This is a genomic window from Allostreptomyces psammosilenae (assembly GCF_013407765.1).
In the GTDB taxonomy this organism is placed as follows: domain Bacteria; phylum Actinomycetota; class Actinomycetes; order Streptomycetales; family Streptomycetaceae; genus Allostreptomyces; species Allostreptomyces psammosilenae.
This window is the reverse complement of sequence record NZ_JACBZD010000001.1, coordinates 162,501-181,761: the sequence shown is the minus strand read 5'-3', so window position 1 is coordinate 181,761 and position 19,261 is coordinate 162,501. Positions and strand designations below refer to the sequence as shown.

The following is a 19,261-nucleotide window of genomic DNA, read 5'->3' as shown; positions in this document are numbered from 1 at the left end:
CCGCCGGCCCGGGCCCCGGCACCGGCCCCTGCACCGGCCCCGACCTCGTCGCCACCGCGGTCGCCGTCCTCATCGCAGCGACTCGGCGAGGGCCTCGACGTCGGCGGCGGCCCGCCGGGCGGCCTCGGCGGGGTCGCTGCCGCCCTGGGCGAGGTCGGCGACGGCGCGGGCGACCGGCAGTTCGCCGATGGCGGCGCCGACCAGGTCGCCCTGGCCCTGCGGGACGCCCCAGCGGTCCATGTCGGCCACGGTGGAGCGCAGCGCGTCCAGGGTCGCGGCCGGGTAGTGGTCGGCCAGCGGCTCGCGGACGTCGACGCCGGCCCGCAGGGCGTTCCAGGCGTCGGTGTACCGCCGCGGGTCCGCGCCGTCCCCGGTGCGCGCCGGCACCTTGCCCTCGGGGGCGACGGCCAGCCAGTCCGGGTAGCCGGCGGACATCATGTACTCGACGAACGCCCGGGCGTCCGCCGAGGAGGCGTCGGCCCCCTGCCCGGTGCCGTGCAGCAGGGCGAACGAGGTCACCTCGCCGAACTGGGCCGGCCCCGCTCCATCCGGGCCGCTCAGCGCGGTCACCACGCCGCTGTTGCGGGCCAGCCAGCCCGGGTCGCCCCGGCACTCGGGGCAGCTGGGCAGGGTGTCGGAGCGCAGCCCGGCCAGCTCGTCCAGGAGCGCGGAGGACCACACCACCATGGCGGCCTGGCCGGAGAAGTAGGCGGCGCGGGTGGAGTCCACGGTCTGCACCCCGGGCACCGACCAGCGCCTGGCCAGGTCGCCGTAGAGCCGGAAGGCGTCCACGCAGGCCGGGGAGTCGAGGGCCACCCGCCCGGCGCCGTCGACCAGCTGGCAGCCGGCGGCCAGCGCCAGCGCCTCGAAGGACTGCGCGGTGAACGCGCTGCCCGGGTCGGTGGCCAGGGCGATGCCCGCGCGGTCGGGGCCGTCCAGGGTGCGGGCGGCCTCCTGCAACGCGGCGTAGCTGGTGGGGGGATCGAGGCCGGCCTCGGCGAACAGGTCCGCGCGGTAGACGATCAGCTGGGTCCAGCCGTCGCTGGGCACGGCGATCAGCTCCCCGCCGGCGGCGCCGTCGGCGGCGCGCGGGTCGGCCGCCACCATCTCCAGCGCCCGGGGGGTGAAGGTGCCGCGCCCCAGGCGGTCCACGACGGCCGTGGCGGCGGCCGTGTCCAGCAGTCCGGCGCCGGCGAGCTGGTGGGTCTGGGCCAGCGGCAGCGCGGCGATCACGTCGGGCAGGTCGCCGGCCGCCGCCCCGGCCATGATCATCCTGCTGAGCTGGTCCTCGTCCACGGCCACCAGGTGGACGGGGATTCCCGTCTCCTCCCGGAACCGCCGTACGATCTCCTCCGTGGCCAGCATCCGCTCGGTCTGACTCTCCAGGCTCCACACGGTCAGTCCGGGACCGTCGGTGGGGGCGGCGCAGCCCGCCGCGACCACCGGCAGCAGCCACAGCAGGGCGGACAGCAACACCCGGGGCGCACGCCGGCGCAGCGGGAGGAGCAGGGGCGCACGCATGGTGACAGGTAAGCACCACCCGGCGAACACGGGTGGAGGATCACCGGGTGTGTCGCCAAACCGACGGCCGGTAATCTTTTTCCCACCGAACCTACCTCGGGCTCGCCCCGGTTCGCTCCGGCAGCCCTCTCGCGGAGACAGCACGCCCTCGCCGGCCGGGCGGCTGGCACGCCGCCCTCGCCGGCCGACGACCGTACCCCCTACCGCCGCGTCCCCGGGTCCGCCCGGCACCCGGCGGGCCCGGACGGAGTGCTCCGTGGAACCACGCGCCGAGATCCTGCCGACGACCCACATCGCCCATCCGCGTACCGCGCCGCCGCCCACCCTGGCGCCCCACCGGGCCCCGCGCCCCCACCCGGTGCCGCTCGTCGAGACGCACGCGGACCTCGGCCACCAGGCCGGCCAGGTACTCGTCGACAACTGGCGCGACACGCACACCGTCCCCTCCGACACCCTGTACCCGCACCAGTGGAGCTGGGACTCCGCCTTCGTCGCCTTCGGGCTGCGCCACATATGCCCGCGCCGCGCCCAGGTCGAGTTGGAGACGCTCTTCGACGCGCAGTGGGCGGACGGTCGGGTGCCGCACATCGTCTTCGACCCGCGCGTCGACGCTGACGCCTACTTCCCCGGTCCGAAGTTCTGGCAATCCTCCGGAGCCCCGGGAGCCCCGACCGTGGAGACCTCGGGCCTGATCCAGCCGCCGGTGCACGCCCCGGCCGCCTGGGCCGTGCACCGCGCCGACCCGGAGGAGTCCACGCGCCGCGGCTTCCTGGAGCGCCTCTACCCGCGGCTCGCCGCCTGGCACCGCTACCTGGCCACCGACCGGGACCTCGGCGGGCGCGGCCTGGCCGCCATCGTGCACCCGTGGGAGTCGGGCATGGACAACAGCCCGGCCTGGGACCTGCCGCTCAGCCGGGTCGAGCCGCTGCCCGGGCACTCCTTCGTCCGCCGCGACCTGCACCACGCCGCGCCCGCGGACCGGCCCACCGACGCCGACTACGGCCGCTACCTGAAGCTGGCCACCCGCTACCGGGACCACGGCTACCGGGACGCCGACACGCCGCACGAGTTCGCCGTGGAAGACCCGTGCACCAACGCGCTGCTGGTCGCCGCCGAGCTGGCGATGGCCCGGATCGCCGAGGAGATCGGCGCGGACCCGACCCCGCACCACGACACGGCCGCGCGGATCGCGGGCGCCCTGGTCCGGCTGCTGTTCGACCCGGCGATGGGCGCCTTCGTGCCCCGTGACGCGCTGACCGGCGAGCGGATCGCCTCGGTGACGGTGGGCGGGGTGATCCCGCTGATCGTGCCCGGGCTGCCGGAGGAGATCACCGAGGCGGTGGTCGACACGCTGTGCGGCCCGTGGTTCCGGCTGACCGACGCGCACATGGTGCCCAGCTACCGACTGACCGCCCCGGACTACAGCCCGCGCCGCTACTGGCGGGGCCCCGCCTGGTACAACACGGCGTGGCTGGTGCGGGAAGGGCTGCTCACCCACGGCTACGACAACCTGGCCCAGGCGCTGCGGGCGTCGATGCTGGAGACGGCCGCCAGCGGCGGCTTCCGCGAGTACGTGGACCCCTGGAACGGACGGGGCCGCGGCTCCGGCCGGTTCAGCTGGACCGCCTCGCTGGTGCTGGACCTGCTGCGCGACCCGTCCGGCAAGCTGGCCGGAGGCTGAGCCGCCGCCCCTCGCCCGGCCGCTCCCCGCGCCGCCCCCCCCCGAACGCCCGAACGCCGCCGCCCCGCCCGTCCCGCGCGATGACGGGGCGGACGGGGCGGGCGGGGCTCGGCGGCGCAAGGCCGGGTGAGCCGGCTCGGTGAGCCCGCTCAGCCGATGGGTTCGGTGGTGAGTCGGCCGTTGACCCGGCGGGGTATGCCGAGGGGGTTGGTGTTGCGGAGGGCTTCGGGGAGCAGGGGGTCGGGGAGGTCCTGGTAGGCGACGGGGCGGAGGAAGCGTCGCAGTGCGGTGACGCCGACGGAGGTGTGGAGGCTGTTGGTGGACGGGTACGGCCCGCCGTGGTGTTGGGCCCAGCTCACCGCGACACCAGTGGGCCAGCCGTTCCAGATCAGTCGGCCGCTGGAGTCGCGCAGCGCGTCCAGGAGTGCGGCGGCGGGCTGGTCGTCGGGGCCTTCGCCGTGGACGGTGGCGGTGAGGTTGCCGTCGAAGAGCCGGGCGGCGCGCAGCAGCTCCGCCTCGTCGCGGTACTCCACGATGAGGGAGAACGGGCCGAAGCACTCGGCGAGCAACTGGCTGCCGCTGGCCTCGAGGTCGGCGACGTCGGTGGCCAGGAAGACCGGGGAGACCTCCAGGCTGTCGGCGCCGCTGTCGGCGGGGGAGCCGGCCACCAGCCGCACCCGCGGGTGGGCGGCCAGCCGCTCCAACTCCCGCCGCCACCCGACCCGGATGCGTTCGTTGAGCAGCGGGGCCGCCGCCACCGCACCGGCCGCCTCCACCACCGTCTTGTCCAGCCCGCTCCCGGCGGGTACGAACAGCAACCCCGGCTTGGTGCAGAACTGGCCGGCGCCGAGCGTGGCGGAGGCGACGTAGGCGCGGGCGATGTCCTCGCCACGGGCGGTCGCGGCGGCCGGGGTGACGAACACCGGGTTGAGGCTGCCCAGCTCACCGTAGAACGGGATCGGGCGCGGCCGGGCGGCGGCCAGATCGGCCAGCGCCCTGCCACCCGCGGTGGAACCGGTGAAACCCACGGCGTGGATCCGCGGATCCTGCACCAGACGGCGGGCGTTGTCATCACCGTGCACCACCCCGACAACCCCCTCAGGGGCCCCGGCCGCGCGCAACGCCTCGGCGACCACCGCCGCATACGGATCCGTGAGGGAGGGTTGTCCGGGGTGGCCCTTGACCACCACCGGGCAGCCGGCGGCCAGCGCGGAGGCGGTGTCACCCCCGGCCACACCGAACGCGAACGGGAAGTTGCTCGCCCCGAAGACCGCCACCGGACCGAGCGGCACGAGCATCCGCCGCAGGTCCGGCCGCGGCGCGGGGCGCGCCTGCGCGTCGGCCAGATCGATGATCGCCTCCAGCCAGGAGCCCTCCTCCAACGCGTCGGCGAACATCTCGAACTGCACCGCCGTGCGGGTCACCTCCCCACGCAACCGCGGCACCGGCAGATGGCTGTCCGCCACCGCCAACGGCACCAACGCGTCGGCGTGCTCCTCCAGGGCCCCGGCCACCGCGCGCAGCAACGCCGCGCGGGTGGTGGGGGTGGTGGCGGCCAGTACCGGGGCCGCCGCCACCGCGGCGTCCAGCACGGCCTCGTACTGTTCTGGCGTGGTGTCGGTCACCGTGTTCTTCCTCGGCTCGACGGATCGTGGACGCGATGGGGCGGCATCTTCGGCTGCCAAGGACTGCCGCGCGATCACGCGCGGCGGCGCCGGACCGTCGAAGGGCCAGCGTCCGGGGTCGCACCGGGAGATCTCGACGGTCGCCTCAGCCTGCCACGGTAGACCCGCCGGGCGCCCCGCTCGGGACGAACCGGGCAGAGCGCCGCCTCCTCGGCCGCATGCGGCCACCGGGCGCACCCCGGCCGACCGCGGCGGCACGCGGGCCGGCGGCGCCACGGTCGGCCGGCGGAGCACTCCGGCGCGGCTCAGCGCCGCCCGCCACCCCTCCTGACGCCCTCCGGGCGCCTCGGGTTCAGCTCCGAGTGCCGGCGCGAGTAGGCGTAGTAGACCACCAGGCCGAGCAGGAACCAGGCGGCGAAGCGCAGCCAGGTCACCGGGTCCAAGAAGGTGATCAGCCAGATCGAGAAGACCACGCCGATCGCCGGCACCACCGGCATGCCCGGCGTGCGGAAGCCGCGCGGCAGGTCCGGCCGCCGGTACCGCAGCACGATCACCGCGACGCACACCACCACGAACGCCAGCAGGATGCCGATGTTGGTGAGCTCGGCGGCCTCCCCGATCGGCAGGAATCCGGCGATCAGCGCGGAGGCCGCCCCGACGATCCAGGTGACCCGGGTGGGGACGTGGCGGACCGGGTGCGTCTTGGCGAACCACTTCGGCAGCAGCCCGTCCCGGCTCATCGCGAACCACACCCGGGTGACGCCCAGCATGAAGGTGAACATCACGGTCAGGATGCCGATGATCGCGCCGGCCGCGATCACACTGGCCAGGCCGTCCAGCCCCACCGCGGCGAACGCCGAGGAGAAGCCGCTGGTCGGCTCGATCTCCGAGTAGTTCTGCATGCCGACCAGCACCAGGCAGGCCAGCAGGTACAGCACCAGCGAGATGCCCAGGGAGTACAGGATCGCCCGGGGCATGTGCCGCTGGGCGTCCTTGGACTCCTCGGCGGCGGTGCTCATCGCGTCGTAGCCGAACACGGCGAAGAAGACCGTCGCCGCGCCGGTGACCGCCCCACCCACGCCGAACGGGAAGAACGGCGTGTAGTTGTCGGTGGTGATGTGGAACGCGCCGACCCCGATCACCAGCAGCACCACCGCGATCTTCAGCCCCACCACGACGGTCTCGAACCGCGCCGCGCTGCGCATCCCCATGTTCAGCAGCGCGGCGATCAGCAGGCACAGCAGCGCGGCGAACAGATCCACCCGGTGCCCCTCGCCGGTGCCCGGGGCGCCCAGCATCCACACCGGCAGCTCGACCCCCAGCTCCCCGACCAGGAACCCGAAGTAACCGGAGATGCCGATCGCCACCACGGCCACGATCGCCGTGTACTCCAGCAGCAGGTCCCAGCCGATGAACCATCCGACGATCTCGCCGAGCACCGCGTACCCGTAGGTGTAGGCCGAGCCCGCCTTCGGGATCAGCCCGGCGAACTCGGCGTAGGAGAAGGCCGCGGCGGCGCTGGCGATCCCGGCGATGACGAACGACACCAGCACCGCCGGCCCGGCCGTCCCGTTGGCGACGGCGCCGGCCAGCGAGAAGATGCCCGCGCCGATGATCCCACCGACCCCGATGGCGGTGAGCTGCCACAGGCCGAGGGAACGGACGAGGCTCTCGCTCGCGGCCTCGGGCTCGGCGATCGTCTCGATCGGCTTGCGCCGCAGCACGCCGCGCCCGCCTCCCCACCCACCTGGTGTAGCCATTGACGACTCCTCTCCGCTCGTGGGCGCCCACGGCGGGCCGGGGCCGCGGTCCCGGTGGGGTCCGCCGGTCCGCCGGCCCGCCACCCGCCCGGTGCCGCGCCGCGGATCGACGGCACGGCACCGGGCGACGTCGAGCGCCCCGTCGATGCTGGACTGCACGAGCCTCGGTCACCGGGCGCGAGTGAGCAAGCACGCCTCGCGTGCGCGCCGGCGAACCGGCGCGGATCCCACCGGGCTGGCCGCAGCCGCCCCCTGGGATTCGCCACCGGAATACCCCTGGCACACCCGGCCCGATTGTTCCTAGTGTGTCGGCCGTGAACGTTCCCGAAGAGCCGACATCGCAGCACACCCCCGACAGCGGCCAGCCGACGGGGCACCGCACCGGCGCCCCCGAACAGCCGTCACCGGCCCTCTCCCCGCCCACCGCCACGGCGGACGCGCCGCCCGGCACCCCCCGCGCCGCACCCCGCCCACTGCGCCGCGCCCGCCTCGCCGTCACCGTGCTGTTCTTCGCCAACGCCGTCGGCTACGCCAACGTCGTGCCCCGCCTGCCGGAGATCCGCGACGCCCTCGGCCTGTCGAACGCCGCGCTGGGCACGGCCATCGCCGCCATGCCGGCCGGCGCCCTGCTGGCCGGGCTCTCCGCCGGCGCCCTCGGCGCCCGGTTCGGCAGTGGCCGACTAGCCACCACCTGCGCCTTCGGTTTCGCGCTGACCGTCCCCCTGGTCGGCTGGGCGAACGGCTGGTGGATGCTGGCCGGCTGCCTGCTGCTGATGGGAGCCCTGGACTCGGTGATGGACGCCGCGCAGAACGCCCACGGACTGCGCGTGCAACGCGGCTACGGCCGCTCCATCCTCAACAGCTTCCACGGCATGTGGTCGCTGGGCGCCGTCAGCGGTGGCTTGCTCGGCACCGCCGCGGCCGGCGCCGGCATCCCGCTGCACTGGCACCTCGCCGGCACCGGCGTCCTGCTCGCCGTGCTCGGCGCCCTCGCCTGGCCGCGGCTGCTGCCCGGCTCCGACGAGGAGATACGTTCCGCCGCCGACGGCCAGTCGGACCACGCCGACGACGGCCGGCCGGCGGCGGCCGTCCGGGGCGGCGTGCGGGCGGCCGTGCCGCTGCTCGCCCTGCTCGGTCTGATGCTGGTGATGGCCTCGGTCATCGAGGACACCCCGGCCTCCTGGGGGTCGGCGCTGCTCCAGGACGAGTACGCCGCCACCGCCGCCGTCGGCGGCCTCGCCTACGTGGCCTTCCAGGGCGCGATGACCATCGGCCGGTTCACCGGCGACCGGATGACCGACCGGCTCGGTCCGGTCGTCGTCGCCCGGTGGGGCGGCCTGCTGGCGGCCGTCCCGGTCGCCCTCGCCCTGCTCACCGACTCCGGCCCGGCCGTCATCGTGGCGTTCGGCCTGGCCGGCCTCGGCGCCGCCACGCTCTTCCCCGCCTGCTTCCACGCCGCCGGCAACATCCCCGGGGTGCGCAGCGGGGACGGCATCGCCGTGGTGTCCTGGCTGGCCCGGGTCGGCTTCCTGGTGGCGCCGCCGCTGATCGGGCTGATCGGCGACAACGCCGGGCTGCGCCCCGGCACCTTCGTGGTGGTCGCCGCCGGCCTGGTGGTGTGCCTGCTGGCCGGGGTGCTCTCGCCGCGCTCCCTCGCCACACCCCGCTCGGCCCGGACCGGTGGGGCGGCCGAACGGTGACGGCCGGCCCGTGACGACCAGCCCGGGCCGCGGCGCCGGGGCGGGCGACCCCCCGTCGCCCGCCCCGGCGCCGGCCCGCCCCCGCCTGCCGGTCCGGGCTCAGCCGCGGCCGAACCAGGCCTCCACCTTGTCCAGCACCACACCGACGCTGTAGTAGTCCAGCCGGAACGCCTCACGGCCCAGCGCGTACACCTCCCCGTCCCGGAAGGCCGGGGTGACCTGGAGCGCCGGGTTCTCCCGGAGCGCCGCGAGCCCTTCCTCCTCGGTGTTGACGATCAGTGCGGTGGAGCCGGAGAGCTGGTCCGCGAAGGTCTCCGCGGCCACGTTGCTGACGGTCCTGTCCGCCTTCAGCTCACCACCGGTCGCCTCCTGGATCTCGAAACCGAGCGCGGAGAGCAGCTCGCCCTGCGGGGAGACCTTGGTGAAGACGTTGGCGGAGCCGTCCTGGGCCACCGAGTACAGGCTGGTGGGCTGCTCGGGCAGGGTGATCGCCTCCTTCACCTCCGCGACCCGGGCGGCGTGCTCGTCGGCGATCTGCCCGGCCCGCTCCTCGCGCCCGAGGTCGGCCCCGAGCTCCTCGGTGAGGTCGAGCCAGGACTTCTCGGCGTAGGAGACCACGATGGTGGGGGCGATCGCCGACAGCTCCTCGTACAGCTCGCTGCCGTCGTCCTGCCCGCAGCAGCCGGCGGCGACGATCAGGTCCGGCTCGGCCGCGGCGATCTTCTCCACGCTGATCTCCACGCCGGGGATCTCCTCGACGCCGCGCTCGGCGGCGACGTCGGCCCACTGCGGGAAGAAGGCGTTGTCGCCCTGGCTGCCCTGCGAGGCCACCACCGGCACGTCGAGGGCCAGCAGGGTGCCGGTGAGCGTCACGCTCGCCGAGACCACGCGCTGCGGGTCGGCCGGGATCTCCGTGCTGCCCTTCTCGTGCTCCACCACGCGGGTGCCGGAGGCGGAGGGGGATTCATCGGAGGAGGCCTCCGTGGCGTCCGCCCCACCGCAGGCGGCGGTCAGCGCCACCGAGCCGGCCACCGCCGCGACGGCGAGGGCACGCCGGAACGAGCGCCGGGGACGGTGGCCGGTCGGCCGTTCCCCCGCCACGCCGAGTCTCTGACGGCGTCGACCCACTGATACGCGCATGGCGTCTCTCCCTTCGGTACACACGGGTGTGGACCACCCGACGAGAGAGCATCTTAGGTTAGGCGAACCTAAGTCACACCATCGGGGGTAAGGCTACCCTTCCCAGGCCGAACACCTCGTCATGCAGGCCCCACCCCGCGTCCGCGATCCGAGCCACCCCCCATCGATTCGCGCCCCATCCCCCGCCTTCGCGCCCCGGTCCGTCGAAGCACGGGTCTTCTCCAACGGCCTGACCACGCGTCCCACGCCCACTCCCGCTGATCGGCAGGAACTCGTCCGCAGTGCAGATCCGCAGGGAGTCGCCCGCAGCGCCGACCCGCAGGAGGTTGCCCGCAGCGCTGACCCGCAGAAACTCGTCCGCAGTGCAGATCCGCAGGAAGTTGTCCACAGGCCCAGAACGGGGGCTGCGCCACGCCGACGCCCCATGGGATCCTTGAATCAGGGGGTCCCCCTGGGGCTCCCTAGCGGCGCGGGCCCGCAACCAAAGCAACTGCAGCACGTCGAGCAACTGCAGCACATCGGGCAACTCCCCAAACTCCGGGCAAGCTCCACGAGCCGCACCACTCCCGCGACTCCAGTGCCTCCGCACCCCCGAGGCCCCCCAAGAACCCAGCAAGCCCCACAAGCCGCCGCGAGCCCCGGCGAACCGGCAGCCCATCAGACCCAGTCCGCCCAGCGGCCCGTAGACCTGGCCAGCCAGGCGCCCCATCGGCCCCAGCCAACCCGGCAGCCATCAGACCCGGGTGCCTCACAGCTCCCGCAGCATGCGGGCCCCCGCCCCCTCCTCCGCGGCCACGTCGCCCGGGTTGTAGACCCCGCACTTGGTCAGCGACAGGCAGCCGCAGCCCACACAGCCCGCCAGGGCCTCCCGCATCCGGCGCAGTCCGTCGATCCGCTCGTCGATCCGCGCCTGCCACGCCGCCACGACCCGGTCCCAGTCCTCGCCCGTCGGCGAACGGTCCGGCGGCAGCGCCGCCAGCTCGTCCCGGACCTCCTCCAGCGACAGCCCGATGCGCTGCGCCGCCTTCACGAACGCCAGCCGCCGCAGCACCGAGCGCCGGTAGCGGCGGGTGCCGCCGGAGGTCCGTTCCGCGCGGATCAGGCCCTGTTCCTCGTAGTAGCGCAGCGCCGAGCGGGCCACGCCGCTGCGGTGCGCCACCTCCCCGATCGACAGCAGGTCGCCCAGGTGGGAAGCCCGCGCGGTCTGCGCGGGGATGGGAGGCTGCGGCACGGTGGGTCCCTCGGCTCGGCGGGCCGCCGTCCGGGCGCCGGACGGCGGGCGACTTCAAGTCGACTGGAACACTGCCCGCTCGCCCCGACGCTGGCAACACCCGTCCCGGGATCCGATCAGGCGCCGTCCACCCCCGGCGTCCGCTCCCCCGCCTCGACGCCGGACGACGGCCCGCCGCCCGGCCGGCTCAACCCCATGGGCGGTGGCTCAGCCGGCGCCGCGCAGGGCGACGACGAGCGCGTCCACCCGCCGACGGTCGGGGTGCTCCGGCAACACCGACCGCACGCCCTCCAGACGTTCCCGCTCCCGCTCGAACAGTTCCAGATAGCCCTCCGGATCCTCGGCGGCCAGCCGCCCGGCCGCGAAGATCTCCTCGCGCGCGTCCCCGACGTCGATCAGGACCTCCCCGGTGGCCAGCAGGTGCCGGCCCTGCCGGAGCAGCCGCAGGCAGTGCCGCCCGTGCTTCTCGATCCGGCGCCGCCGCACACCGGCCGCCCCGCCGCCCGCCAACTCGCCGCCCGCGGCCTCGCCACCCGCCTCGTCCGGCTCCGCCCCGTCGGCCGGTGCCCCCGCCCGACCGGCGCCGCCGGCCGCCCGGTGCCGGGCCACCAGCTTGGTGGCCTGCTGGTGGGCGTACCCGAGGTAGGCGCGCCGGACCGCCGCGCTGCTGGGGAAGGCGTCCCGTACCGCCAGCAGCGCGGCACCGGCCGGGGTGCACACCCGGTACTCCGGCAGCCAGAGCAGTTCCAGCACCGTCGGGTTGGAGCGCAGCGCCAGCGTGGCGTACTTGCCCAGCTCGTGCAGGGTGCGGTCGGGCCCGGTGGTCACCCGCGAGGCGGAGGTCACGGCCGGCCCGTCCAGCCCCAGCACCCGGTGGGTGGGGGCCTGGTAGACGCCGAGCAGGTCGACGTCGCTGCCCCCGGTCGCCAGCCCGTAGGCGACGGAGCCCACCACGCCCTCCAGGATCACCGTGCCGTCGACCGTCTCCACGCGCCCGTCCCCGTCGCCCGCCGCCCCACCGTCCGCGGTCCGCGCCCGCGCGCCGTCGTCGCCCGCCGTCCCGGTCATCCGCCCCGTCTCCCCCTCCCGGCGGGCCGATCCCGGTGCCGGCCCGTGTCCCGTCGTGCCGCCCACCCTGGCCGGACACGCCCGCGACGTGCAATGCGATTATCGTGACGCCCCATGGACTCTGAGACCCTCTCGCCCTCCGACGCCTCCGGCCACCAGCGGGTGCCCGCGCAGCCGGCGGACGAGGCCGCGCCGAACCCCGCCCTGCCGCGCATCGAACGGGCCCGCCCGGAGGACGCCGACGCCCTGGTGGCCCTGCGCGACGCCGCCGCGCGCTGGCAGGCCTCCCGCGGCTACCAGGCGTGGCGCCCCGGAGGGCTGGACGCCGCGCACTTCCTGGCCCGCATCGCCGCCGGCGAGGTGTACCTGGCGCGGCACGGCGGAGGGCTGGCCGGCGCCTACGAGCTGTGGTGGGAGGACGTCGCCACCTGGGGACGTCCCGAGGAGCCGTCGGGCTACGTGCACCGCCTCATGGTCAATCGCGAGCTGGCCCCGCCGGGGTACGGTGCCGTGCTGCTGCGCGACGCCGAACGCCGGATCACCGCGCCTCCGCCGGAGGGCGCGGGGTTGCGCGTCGCCCGCCTGGACTGCGTGAGCGGCAACGACCGGCTGTGCCGGTACTACGTGGAGCAGGGCTACACCGTGGTCGGCGAGCAGCCCTTCGAGGACGGCAGCAAGTACCCGGTGACCCTCCTGGAGAAGCGTTTCGGCTGACCCGTGGCGGGCACCCGTGGGGCATGCCGGTCAGGCTGCCGCCGGCCGCCACGGTGCGCCGGACGCCCGCCGGTGGCCGCGCCGCGCGCCCGGTGCCGGCCCCGTCGGCGCCGGGGTTCGTCGGCGCCGGGCCGGCACGAGGAGCGAGGAGCCACCTCACGTGTCGGAGGCCGGCGGGGCGCGCCGTGTCCGCCGGCCCACCGGAGGCAGTCATGAGCAGTACCTTCCCGGTCATCGCCGCCCTCGACGGCTCGCCCGACGGGCTGCGCGCCGCCACCTGGGCGGCACGGGCGGCGCGACGCCGCGACGCGGCCCTGCGCCTGGTGCACGTCTGGCCCTACCGGTCCGAGCGGGCGGCCCGGGAGACGGGGCGGATCGAGCCGCTGCCCGAGGAGAACCCGGTGCTGGCCGAGGGCATGGAGGTGGTCTGCCGGATCGCGCCCGACGTGCCGGTGTCCACGACGACCCTGCGCGGAATGCCCCGCGAGGTCCTGCCGGAGCTCGGGCGCGAGGCCGATCTGCTGGTCGTCGGGTCGCGGGGACTCGGCGGCTTCCGCAGCCTGCTGCTCGGCTCGGTCGGACTGGCGGTGGCCTCCCGCGCGGCCTGTCCGGTGATCGTGGTCCGCCGGCCGCCGCAGTCCCGGCCGCGCGGCTGGCCGAGGCTCGCCGTGCACGGCGAGCGGGCGGAGGAGGCGGGCGGGGCGCGAGCCGCCGGCGAGGGGGCCGCCGAGACCGACCGCGACCGCGAGCTGGGGCTGACGGAGCGGGACCCGTCGGCCGGGCCGCCGGTCATCGTGGTCGGTGTCGACCCCGACGCCGACTCCCGCCGGGCGCTCAGCTTCGCGGTGGAGGCGGCCGAGGGCTGGGGCGCCCGGGTCCACGCGCTGACCACCTGGTCCTGGCCGGTCCCCCCGGTCCCCGCGTTCGACCCCTACCTCTCCCCCGGCTTCGACGCCGACGAGATCAACCGCGACGAGCGGCAGAACCTGGAGCGCGCGCTGGCCCCGGTGGCGGACGCGCACCCCGGGGTGGAGGTCACCGCGGAGGTCATGCCGGGCGACGCGGCGGCCCAGCTGGTCGCCGCCTCGGCCGAGGCGGACCTGCTGGTGCTCGGCCGCCGGGAGCCGCGCGGCCTGCTGCACCCCCGGCTGGGGCCGGTGGGTCACGCCACGCTGCTGCACTCCGAGTGCCCGGTGGCCGTCGTACCGCTGTGAGACGCCCCCGGCGCCCCCGCGGTGCCGTCCGGTGACGCCGACGACGAACCGCCGGTGTCCTCGGGGCGATCGCCCCGAGGACACCGGCGGCCGTCACGTGGCGCGGACGCTCGGGCGGTCACTCCGGCCGGTAGGTCCGCACCAGGTAGTCGTAGAGCGTGAACTCGGTGATGTCGACCAGCGTGCCGTCGTCCAGCAGCGTGCACAGGTCACCGGAGCCCTCGCAGACCTCCTCGGCGGCGAAACGGCCGCCCTCGGTGACCGCCCCGTCCGCGGCGGAGATCCAGACCAGCCGGGGGTCGGTCTCCCAGTCGCCGCTGACCGCGATCACCCCGTCGCCGTCCGCCCGGAGCGGGGTGGTGTTGCTCGGGATGTCGCTCTCGCCGCGCAGGCACCACTTCTCCGACCCGTCGACAAGGCTGTAGCCGGCGAGCACCGTGTCGTCGCCCCCGATGACCTCCGCCACCAGGGTGTCGCCGGTGACGGAGTACCCCTGCTGCACCACGCCCGGGTAGATGGCCAGTTCGCCACAGGGCTGGTTGTACTTGATCACCGCGCGGGCCTCGCCCCGCTCGTCCACGGAGAGCGCGTAGTAGCCGCCGTCCTCGCCGGAGACCGCGATGACCAGGGGATCCGCGGAGAGCAGGGACATCGAGCCCGCGTCGCCGCCCGGAAGGTCGAGCTCCCACAGGCGCTCGCCCCCGTCCAGCGAGAACGCCAGCAGCGACTCCTCCTCGCAGGTCTGTGAGGTCAGCAGCAGCCCGGCGCCCGCGCCGACATAGCCCTCGGCCATGCACTCGGAGGAGCCGGCCACCTCCGTCAGCACCTCACCGGAGGCGGGGTCGATCACGAAGGCCCCCGAGTAGGTGCCGACCACCAGCGTGTCGTCCACCACGGTCAGGGCGGTGACGGTCTCCTCGTCGGGCAGCTCCACCTCGCTCAGCCGCTCCCCGGTCCCGGCGTCGACCAGCCACACCTCCTCGCACGAGGAGTACTCGCCGGCCTCGTAGGCGAGCGCGGCCAGCGAACCGGACTGCGAGGTGGTGGCGGCGCAGATCCCCTCGACCCCGTCCGGGGCCTCCACCTGCCACTGCCGGCTGCCGTCCGACCGGCTGAAGCCGGTGGCCGTGCTGCCGCTGATCCGGGCCAGCGTCGAATCGGTGACCCAGTAGCCGAGCGCCATGTCGGCGGTGGCGTCCTCACGGCTGCCGTTCTCCTCGGTGGCGGCCGCGTCCCATCCGTGGGCGTAGTCGGTGGCGAAGTGCTCAAACTCCCCGGAGTAGGACGAGCCGCCGGGAGGGGTGGGGTCGCCGGCGTCGTCGCCGAGCAGTTGGACGCCGATGACGGCGACCACCGCCAGCACCACGACGCCGCCGATCACCGCCAGCAGCAGCGGCATGCGCCCCCGGTTGGGAGCGGCCGGCGCGGGCGGGTAGGGCATCCCGGTCTGCGGGTACCCGGGGGCGGAGAAGCCGGCGCCCGGATACCCCGCGCCGCCGTATCCCGAGCCCGGATAACCGGGGGCGGGGTACCCCCCGCCGGGGGCGTGTCCGGGGGCACCGAACCCGGCCCCGGGGTATCCGGGGGCGGCGTAACCACCGCCTTGGCTGCCGAACCCCGCGCCCGCCGGTCCCGGCCCCTGCGGACCCAGCCCCTGCGATGCCGGTCCCGGTTGCGCCGACGCCGGCGCTGCCGGTCGCGGCGGCGGCACGGGCCCCGAGGACTTGCCGAGGCCCACCGGCTCGGTCGGCGGCTGCCCCGCCGCCGGGGCGGCACCGGGCGCGGTCGGCGGAGCGAAGGCGGGGGGAGGCGGCACCTGGGGCGGACCGGGCACGCTCCGCTCCTCGTCCGTTCCATCCCGATGGGACTCGGCCATGCTCCACCTCTCCCCGCGATCGCGGCGGCGAGCCGCGACATGACAACGATCCCGCCAGCATGTCATCCCATGCCGGCGGGTCCGTCACCCCCTCCCGGGAGTCACTCAGGCACCACGCGTTTCTTCCCTCCCCATGACATGATCCTGCCGGCCCGACGGACCACGGCGGCGTCAGCATGTCGTGGACGGCGGTGAACTGACCTTCCGCCGTGTCGGCGGTGATCCCGGTTCACCCAGGCCCGCGCGCCTTGCGGCGGGCCCCGTCCCACGGACGCAGAACGGACGGATGGACAGAACAGAAGCGGCGACCGCCCAGGCCCCGATGGCCGGGAGCGGCTTCAGGTCCTCAACGTAGCGGCGACGACACCGGCCCCGCACCGTACGACACCAGGCGCCCATCTAATGGCGTAACCGGCCCGGACGTGCGTCATACCAGCCCATCTGCGGACAGAAAAGATCGAATGCTCTCAGCCGATCATCCCGCGTAGCCATCCGAACAACGAAAGGCAGGAACGACCACTCTCGGTCATCCGCTTCCCGCGGCCGGAGAGCACTAATGTGGCCTGAGGGGCAGGATGGCCCCGCGGAATTCAAGGAAGGCGACAGCCATGGGGACGTATCTCATCACAGGGGCGACCGGCGGCATCGGCCGCGCCATCGCCTTGCGCCTGAGCGGACTCGGCCATCGGCTCCTGCTCGTGGGACGTGCCTCCAAGCGCCTCAGCAACCTCGTTCACGCGCTCCCCGAGGGCAGCCGCGCCCTGGCCGCCGACCTGACCCAGCCCGAGCTGCTGGAGGGAGCACTCGTCCCGGACCTGCCCGACCGGCTGGACGGCATCGTGCACAGCGCCGGCATCGTGGAGCTCGGCGCGGTGGCCGAGACCAGCACCACCACCTGGCAGCAGGCCCTGACCGTCAATCTCACCTCACCGGCCGAGATCACCCGGCTCACCCTGCCCGCGCTCCGCGCCAACCGGGGGCACGTCATCTTCATCAACTCCGGCGCCGGGCAGCGCGCCAACGCTCGCTGGGGCGCCTACGCCGCCAGCAAGTTCGGGCTCCGGGCGCTCGCCGACGCGCTGCGGGCGGAGGAACACGAGCACGGCATCCGGGTCACCAGCATCTATCCCGGCCGGACGGCCTCGGAGATGCAGCGGAAGGTGCACCAGCAGGAGGGGCGCCCCTACGACCCCGAGCGCTGGATCGACCCGGAAAGCGTCGCCACCGCCGTCCTGACCGCCCTCTCCCTGCCGCGGGACGCCGAGGTCACCGACCTGACCGTTCGCCCGGGCGTCTCCCGCTGAACAACGCAAAAGGGGTGTGGCCCCGACCGATTGAACTCGGTCGGGGCCACACCCCTTCACAAATATTCCGGCGGCGTCCTACTCTCCCACACACTCCCGCATGCAGTACCATCGGCGCTGTAAGGCTTAGCTTCCGGGTTCGGAATGTAACCGGGCGTTTCCCTCACGCTATGACCACCGGAAACCTTGGGAACACAAGGCAACCAGCAAATTATTCACTTAACACTGGTCCTGGTCATTGTTCCAGAACCACACAGTGGACGCGTAGCATCTATGGACAAGCCCTCGGCCTATTAGTACCGGTCAGCTCCACACCTCACAGTGCTTCCACACCCGGCCTATCAACCCGGTCGTCTACCGGGAGCCTTAACCCATCACGTGGGTGGGAGTCCTCATCTCGAAGCAAGCTTCCCGCTTAGATGCTTTCAGCGGTTATCCCTCCCGAACGTAGCCAACCAGCCATGCCCTTGGCAGAACAACTGGCACACCAGAGGTTCGTCCGTCCCGGTCCTCTCGTACTAGGGACAGCCCTTCTCAAGACTCCTACGCGCACAGCGGATAGGGACCGAACTGTCTCACGACGTTCTAAACCCAGCTCGCGTACCGCTTTAATGGGCGAACAGCCCAACCCTTGGGACCAACTCCAGCCCCAGGATGCGACGAGCCGACATCGAGGTGCCAAACCATCCCGTCGATATGGACTCTTGGGGAAGATCAGCCTGTTATCCCCGGGGTACCTTTTATCCGTTGAGCGACGGCGCTTCCACAAGCCACCGCCGGATCACTAGTCCCTGCTTTCGCACCTGCTCGACCCGTCAGTCTCACAGTCAAGCTCCCTTGTGCACTTACACTCAACACCTGATTGCCAACCAGGCTGAGGGAACCTTTGGGCGCCTCCGTTACCCTTTAGGAGGCAACCGCCCCAGTTAAACTACCCACCAGACACTGTCCCTGATCCGGATCACGGACCCAGGTTAGACATCCAGCACGACCAGAGTGGTATTTCAACAACGCCTCCACCACGCCTAGCGACGCGACTTCACCGGCTCCCACCTATCCTACACAAGCCGAACCGAACACCAATATCAAGCTATAGTAAAGGTCCCGGGGTCTTTCCGTCCTGCTGCGCGAAACGAGCATCTTTACTCGTAATGCAATTTCACCGGGCCCATGGTTGAGACAGTCGAGAAGTCGTTACGCCATTCGTGCAGGTCGGAACTTACCCGACAAGGAATTTCGCTACCTTAGGATGGTTATAGTTACCACCGCCGTTTACTGGCGCTTAAGTTCTCAGCTTCGCCAACCCCGAAGAGTCGACTAACCGGTCCCCTTAACGTTCCAGCACCGGGCAGGCGTCAGTCCGTATACATCGCCTTACGGCTTCGCACGGACCTGTGTTTTTAGTAAACAGTCGCTTCTCGCTGGTCTCTGCGGCCACCACCAGCTCCAGGAGCAAGTCCCTTCACCAGCAGCGGCCCCCCTTCTCCCGAAGTTACGGGGGCATTTTGCCGAGTTCCTTAACCATGGTTCACCCGAACGCCTCGGTATTCTCTACCTGACCACCTGAGTCGGTTTAGGGTACGGGCCGCTCCAACACTCGCTAGAGGCTTTTCTCGACAGCATAGGATCATCCACTTCGCCACAAAGGCTCGGCATCAGGTCTCAAGCACATGCCAGGCGGATTTGCCTACCCGGCGCCCTACACCCTTACCCCGGGACAACCACCGCCCGGGCTGGACTACCTTCCTGCGTCACCCCATCACTCACCTACTACCCCCTCGGTTCACCGGCTCCACTCCCACAGTCCCGAAGGACCACGAAAGCTTCACGGGCTTAGCATCAGAAGATTCAGCGTTGGGCGCGTTGAAACGGGTACGGGAATATCAACCCGTTGTCCATCGACTACGCCTGTCGGCCTCGCCTTAGGTCCCGACTTACCCTGGGCGGATCAACCTGCCCCAGGAACCCTTAGTCAATCGGCGCAGGAGTTTCTCACTCCTGAATCGCTACTCATGCCTGCATTCTCACTCGCGTACCATCCACGACTGGCTCACGCCGCCGCTTCACCCGATACACGACGCTCCCCTACCCATCCACCACAAGGGCGAATGACACGGCTTCGGCGGTGTGCTTGAGCCCCGCTACATTGTCGGCGCGGAATCACTTGACCAGTGAGCTATTACGCACTCTTTCAAGGGTGGCTGCTTCTAAGCCAACCTCCTGGTTGTCTCTGCGACTCCACATCCTTTACCACTTAGCACACGCTTAGGGGCCTTAGCCGATGCTCTGGGCTGTTTCCCTCTCGACCACGGAGCTTATCCCCCGCAGTCTCACTGCCACGCTCTCACTTACCGGCATTCGGAGTTTGGCTAAGGTCAGTAACCCGGTAAGGCCCATCGCCTATCCAGTGCTCTACCTCCGGCAAGA

Annotated in this window: 12 protein-coding genes and 2 rRNA genes (1 of these 14 running past the window's edge); 5 read left to right on the top strand and 9 right to left on the bottom strand. The window is 72.8% G+C overall.

What is annotated here, in order from left to right:
• Positions 1-69 precede the first annotated feature (69 nt).
• The gene (locus FHU37_RS00655) at positions 70-1,521 is read right to left on the bottom strand and encodes an ABC transporter substrate-binding protein (RefSeq protein WP_179812282.1); all 1,452 of its coding nucleotides are present in this window, start codon (positions 1,519-1,521) and stop codon (positions 70-72) included.
• 256 nt (positions 1,522-1,777) lie between these two features.
• Here FHU37_RS00655 and FHU37_RS00650 point away from each other — a divergent pair, with 256 nt between their 5' ends.
• Positions 1,778-3,202, top strand: a complete 1,425-nt coding sequence (locus FHU37_RS00650; protein ID WP_179812281.1) for an MGH1-like glycoside hydrolase domain-containing protein — start codon at positions 1,778-1,780, stop codon at positions 3,200-3,202.
• Between the two features lie 149 nt (positions 3,203-3,351).
• Here FHU37_RS00650 and FHU37_RS00645 read toward each other — a convergent pair whose 3' ends face one another.
• Together FHU37_RS00645 and FHU37_RS00640 are read right to left on the bottom strand one after the other, a co-directional pair.
• Positions 3,352-4,827, bottom strand: a complete 1,476-nt coding sequence (locus FHU37_RS00645) for an aldehyde dehydrogenase (NADP(+)) (RefSeq protein WP_312892356.1) — start codon at positions 4,825-4,827, stop codon at positions 3,352-3,354.
• Between the two features lie 305 nt (positions 4,828-5,132).
• Positions 5,133-6,587, bottom strand: a complete 1,455-nt coding sequence (locus FHU37_RS00640) for an amino acid permease (RefSeq protein WP_179812279.1) — start codon at positions 6,585-6,587, stop codon at positions 5,133-5,135.
• Positions 6,588-6,901: 314 nt separating this feature from the next.
• Between FHU37_RS00640 and FHU37_RS00635 the strand changes: the two genes are divergently transcribed.
• Positions 6,902-8,287 (top strand): MFS transporter, encoded by a 1,386-nt coding sequence (locus FHU37_RS00635; protein ID WP_218903889.1) that lies wholly within the window; start codon positions 6,902-6,904, stop codon positions 8,285-8,287.
• A 99-nt stretch (positions 8,288-8,386) separates the two neighbouring features.
• On the opposite strand, the gene fepB is transcribed toward FHU37_RS00635, so the two are convergent.
• The 3 genes from fepB to FHU37_RS00620 all read right to left on the bottom strand — a co-directional run bounded on the left by fepB (position 8,387) and on the right by FHU37_RS00620 (position 11,726).
• On the bottom strand, positions 8,387-9,427 hold the full coding sequence (gene fepB, locus FHU37_RS00630; RefSeq protein ID WP_179812278.1) for a Fe2+-enterobactin ABC transporter substrate-binding protein: 1,041 nt from the start codon (positions 9,425-9,427) through the stop codon (positions 8,387-8,389).
• A gap of 748 nt (positions 9,428-10,175) precedes the next feature.
• Positions 10,176-10,658: a redox-sensitive transcriptional activator SoxR gene (soxR, locus tag FHU37_RS00625; RefSeq protein ID WP_312892355.1), complete on the bottom strand. Its 483-nt coding sequence runs from the start codon at positions 10,656-10,658 to the stop codon at positions 10,176-10,178.
• 207 nt (positions 10,659-10,865) lie between these two features.
• Positions 10,866-11,726 carry a nucleotidyltransferase domain-containing protein gene (locus FHU37_RS00620; protein ID WP_179812277.1) on the bottom strand — a complete coding sequence of 287 codons (861 nt, stop codon included), beginning with the start codon at positions 11,724-11,726 and terminating at the stop codon, positions 10,866-10,868.
• Positions 11,727-11,840: 114 nt separating this feature from the next.
• On the opposite strand from FHU37_RS00620, the gene FHU37_RS00615 reads away from it, so the two are divergent.
• Entirely contained in the window at positions 11,841-12,440 is a 600-nt protein-coding gene (locus FHU37_RS00615) for a GNAT family N-acetyltransferase (RefSeq protein WP_179812276.1), read from the top strand.
• A 212-nt stretch (positions 12,441-12,652) separates the two neighbouring features.
• Entirely contained in the window at positions 12,653-13,654 is a 1,002-nt protein-coding gene (locus FHU37_RS00610; RefSeq protein ID WP_179812275.1) for a universal stress protein, read from the top strand.
• 118 nt (positions 13,655-13,772) lie between these two features.
• Here the strand turns inward: FHU37_RS00610 and FHU37_RS00605 are convergent, their stop codons facing one another.
• On the bottom strand, positions 13,773-15,095 hold the full coding sequence (locus tag FHU37_RS00605; RefSeq protein ID WP_179812274.1) for an outer membrane protein assembly factor BamB family protein: 1,323 nt from the start codon (positions 15,093-15,095) through the stop codon (positions 13,773-13,775).
• 1,043 nt (positions 15,096-16,138) lie between these two features.
• Here FHU37_RS00605 and FHU37_RS00600 point away from each other — a divergent pair.
• Entirely contained in the window at positions 16,139-16,834 is a 696-nt protein-coding gene (locus FHU37_RS00600; RefSeq protein ID WP_179812273.1) for an SDR family oxidoreductase, read from the top strand.
• Between the two features lie 65 nt (positions 16,835-16,899).
• Here FHU37_RS00600 and rrf read toward each other — a convergent pair.
• Both rrf and FHU37_RS00590 read right to left on the bottom strand, forming a co-directional pair.
• Positions 16,900-17,016: ribosomal RNA gene (gene rrf / locus FHU37_RS00595) — 5S ribosomal RNA — on the bottom strand.
• Between the two features lie 91 nt (positions 17,017-17,107).
• Positions 17,108-19,261, bottom strand: a 23S ribosomal RNA gene (locus FHU37_RS00590); it runs 951 nt beyond the window's last position.